This is a genomic window from Peribacillus psychrosaccharolyticus ATCC 23296, assembly GCF_000305495.1.
GTDB lineage: Bacteria > Bacillota > Bacilli > Bacillales > DSM-1321 > Peribacillus > Peribacillus psychrosaccharolyticus.
The window spans coordinates 1-4,040 of record NZ_AJTN02000071.1 but is presented as its reverse complement, the minus strand read 5'-3'; the positions used below and the strand labels follow the sequence as shown (position 1 = coordinate 4,040).

Sequence of the window (4,040 nt, the reverse complement as noted above, 5' to 3'; positions counted from 1 at the left end):
TCTAGCATTCAGTTTAACTCCTCATAATATGGAAAATGGCTAGGCGCGCAAGTTCGCCTTCATAAATCACACAGATTGACCGGGGGATTAAAATGAATGATGCTTTGACCAATATTAAAAATAAGGCAAATGCTTTTTGGGAAGGTAAGAATAAAAAACAAAAGTTTTGGTTTTTAGGTATTAGTCTCATTCTAATACTGGGAATTATCGTTGCATTTACACTTAGTAATCGCACTAACCTAGTTCCTCTGTACAGTGATTTAACCCCATCGGAAACCGGAGGGATTAAAGAAAATCTTGATGGCAGAGGGATTGAGTCAGAGGTTGCTGATAATGGGACGACCATAATGGTTCCTGAAGAAAGTGTCGACACACTAAAGGTAGAATTAGCAGCCGAAGGAATACCGGATTCAGGTAATATTGATTATTCGTTTTTTGGTCAAAATGCTGGATTAGGGATGACAGAAAACGAATTTAATGTATTAAAACTCGATGCTACACAAACAGAGTTAGCCAACCTGATTAAGAAAATTGATGGAGTTCAAGATGCGAGCGTTATGATAACGATTCCTGACGATGGTGTCTTCGTCAATGAATCAACAGAAAAGGCATCAGCATCTATTGTCTTAAAAACAAAGTCAGGCTATCAATTTGAAGAAGCTCAGGTTAAATCACTCTATCATTTAGTGTCAAAGAGTGTGCCTAATCTTCCTACTGATAATATCGTCATTATGAATCAAAATTTTGAGTATTTTGACTTAAAAAATGATGAAAATCTTCAAGCAGGTACAAACTTCACGACACAGCATGAAATTAAGAAAGAAATTGAACGGGATATTCAAAGGCAAGTTCAAAGTATGCTGGGGACAATAATGGGACGGGATAAGGTTGTTGTTTCAGTAACTGCAGATGTAGATTTCACTCAGGAAAATCGAGAAGAAAATCTTGTTTCTCCGGTCGATGAAGAGAATATGGAAGGTCTGACGATATCGGCTCAACGTCTAACTGAAACATATACTGGGGAAGGGGCGTCTGCTCAAGGCGGAGTACCTCAATCTGAAGATTCGTCCGACTCGCTTGGGACAAGTTATGTTGCTGGTTCAGACGGTAATGGTGATTATGAAAAAGTAGAAGAAACAATAAATAGTGAAGTAAATCGAAATAAAAAAAGAAATTATCGAAAGTCCTTATAAGGTTAAGGATTTAGGTATTCAGGTTATGGTAGAACCGCCGAATGTGGATGATATTAATTCGCTTTCACAACAAAGTAAAGATGATATTGTTAAGGTTCTTGGTACTATTATTCGGACAACGATAGATAAAGATTCTGCTGAAGAAACACTAAATGATGAAGACATTAATAATAAAATTGCTTTATCGGTGCAGCCGTTTAACGGCAAAGTTGAATTCAAGAACGAAGTGAAGAATACAGTGCCAGTATGGATTTATATCGTTGGAGGAATATTACTGCTGGTTATTATTATTCTCTTAATCTTATTCCTGCGTTCTAGAAGAACAGAGGACTTTGAAGAAGAGGAAGAGATGATTGATGTAAGTGCAGAAGTACCTAATCTCAATAATGAAACAGAAACGGAAGCAACATTAAAAAGAAAACAGCTGGAAAAATTGGCGAAAGAAAAACCAGATGAATTTGCAAAACTATTGCGAAGCTGGATTGCTGAAGACTAGGAGGAATGAAGGTGTCAGAAAGAAAGAAAAAAGGCGGGCTGAGCGGAAAGCAAAAAGCTGCCATCCTTCTCATTTCCTTAGGACCTGATGTTTCCGCTTCTGTATATAAGCATCTTTCAGAAGAAGAAATTGAAAGGCTCACCTTGGAGATATCTGGAGTAAGAAAAGTCGATTCACATGAAAAAGAGAGTATACTCGAAGAATTTCATACTATTGCACTGGCGCAAGATTATATTACTCAAGGCGGGATAGGCTATGCAAAACAAGTTCTTGAGAAAGCTTTAGGAAACGAACAGGCCGCAGCTATTATTAACCGATTGACTTCATCATTACAGGTTCGGCCATTTGATTTTGCCAGGAAAGCAGATCCTGCTCAAATCTTAAATTTTATCCAAAATGAACATCCTCAAACGATAGCATTGGTATTATCGTATCTCGATCCGCCGCAGGCTGGGCAGATATTATCGGAGCTTCCTCAAGAGGTTCAGGCTGATATTGCCAGAAGGATTGCAACCATGGACAGTACTTCACCAGAAATAATTAATGAAGTGGAACAGATTCTCGAAAGAAAACTATCAGCTACAGTCACTCAGGATTATACCCAAACAGGGGGGATAGAAGCTGTGGTGGATGTATTAAACGGGGTCGACCGTTCGACTGAACGAACGATTCTTGATGCACTTGAGATTCAGGATCCAGAACTTGCAGAGGAAATTAAAAAACGGATGTTTGTGTTTGAGGATATTGTCACGCTTGATGGCCGTGCTATTCAGCGAGTAATCCGGGATTCTGAAAATGAAGATCTGAAGCTTTCACTTAAAGTTGCCAGTGATGAAGTGAAGGAAATTGTCTTTAGGAATATGTCAAAACGAATGGTTGATACTTTTCAGGAAGAAATGGAATATATGGGACCTGTGCGCCTGCGCGATGTAGAAGAAGCACAGTCACGCATTGTTGCTGTTATAAGAAGGCTTGAAGAATCTGGGGAAATTGTCGTTGCCCGCGGCGGAGGGGATGATATTATTGTCTAGGATTATTAAGTCACATTTCACGAAAACGGAAGAAAATTCCGGTAAGACGATTGAAATCCGAAACTATCATTATCAATCTCCTGGTACTGAAGAACAAGCAGAAACTCAAGTAACACGTGAATTAGTAGAGGATGCCCGACGGGAAGCACACAAAATTGAAGAAGAGGCCAAGCAAAGAGCTCAAAAAATTTACCAAGATATCGAACAGGCTAAAATATATTGGGAACAAACCGAAAAACAACAATATATTCAAGCAGGATACGATGCCGGGTTTTTAGAAGGCTCTGAAACCGGCCGAAGCCAAGGACTAGCAGAATATACACATTCGATTGAGATGGCAAAAGGAATCGTTGAAACTAGCAAAATGGATTATTTAGATAAGCTAGCTAAAGCCGAGCAGACAATCCTAGATCTTGGAATAAAAGTAGCCGGTAAGATTATCGGTACTCAATTAGATCAATCAGAAGAAGCGTTTGTATCAATCGTAAAAAGGGCAATCAAGGAAGCGCGTGACTATAGCGAGGTAGAACTTCATATCCATCCTGAACATTACCAATCCATTCTATCCCAGAAAGAAGAACTTCAGGCGATCTTCCCAAAGGAGATTAATGTTTATATCTATCCCGACAGTGATCTTGAAGTAAACAGTTGTATTATCGAATCTGGAAATGGCAGAATTGATGCTTCGGTTGATAGTCAGCTGGCTGAAATTAAGCGGAAGTTAGCAGACCTATTGGACAGGGGAGTAACAGATGAAAGCGAATGATTTATTGCCCCTTATCGATCAAATTGAAACGTTTAAGCATTTTGGACGTGTAAAACGGGTAGTCGGCTTGATGATTGAATCACAAGGTCCTGAAAGTTCCATCGGTGATGTTTGTTACATTCATGCAGGTACCAAAAGCAAGAAAAAAACAATTCTTGCTGAAGTAGTCGGTTTTAAAGAAGAAATGGTTATTTTGATGCCGTATACTACGCTTGCAGAAATTTCACCGGGATCAATTGTTGAGGGGACATCTCGCCCCCTAGAAGTCAAAATCGGTGCAGAATTAATCGGTAAAGCAATTGATCCCCTTGGGAGACCAATTGATGGTTCGCCGATTCCAAAAGGACTGTCATCTATTCCTGTTGACCAAAATCCTCCGAATCCTATGGAGAGACCGCCTATAAATGAAGCGATAAATGTTGGGGTTAGAATGATCGATAGTATGCTGACCGTAGGTAAAGGGCAGCGTGTCGGTATATTTGCAGGAAGTGGAGTCGGCAAAAGTACTTTACTAGGTATGGTGGCAAGAAATACGACTGCGGATATAAATGTAA

At 39.5% G+C, this 4,040-nt stretch carries 2 protein-coding genes and 2 pseudogenes; all 4 read left to right on the top strand.

Going from position 1 to position 4,040, the window contains the following annotated elements:
- The first annotated feature begins 92 nt into the window (after positions 1–92).
- A pseudogene (fliF, locus tag WYK_RS05705) lies at positions 93–1,689 on the top strand (flagellar basal-body MS-ring/collar protein FliF).
- A gap of 11 nt (positions 1,690–1,700) precedes the next feature.
- Positions 1,701–2,720 carry a flagellar motor switch protein FliG gene (gene fliG, locus WYK_RS05700; protein ID WP_407951458.1) on the top strand — a complete coding sequence of 340 codons (1,020 nt, stop codon included), beginning with the start codon at positions 1,701–1,703 and terminating at the stop codon, positions 2,718–2,720.
- Positions 2,713–3,486 (top strand): flagellar assembly protein FliH, encoded by a 774-nt coding sequence (fliH, locus tag WYK_RS05695; protein ID WP_051387335.1) that lies wholly within the window; start codon positions 2,713–2,715, stop codon positions 3,484–3,486. The genes fliG and fliH overlap by 8 nt, the downstream gene beginning before the upstream one ends.
- A pseudogene (gene fliI / locus WYK_RS05690) lies at positions 3,473–4,040 on the top strand (flagellum-specific ATP synthase FliI); the annotation flags it as partial. The gene fliH and the pseudogene fliI, both read left to right, overlap by 14 nt.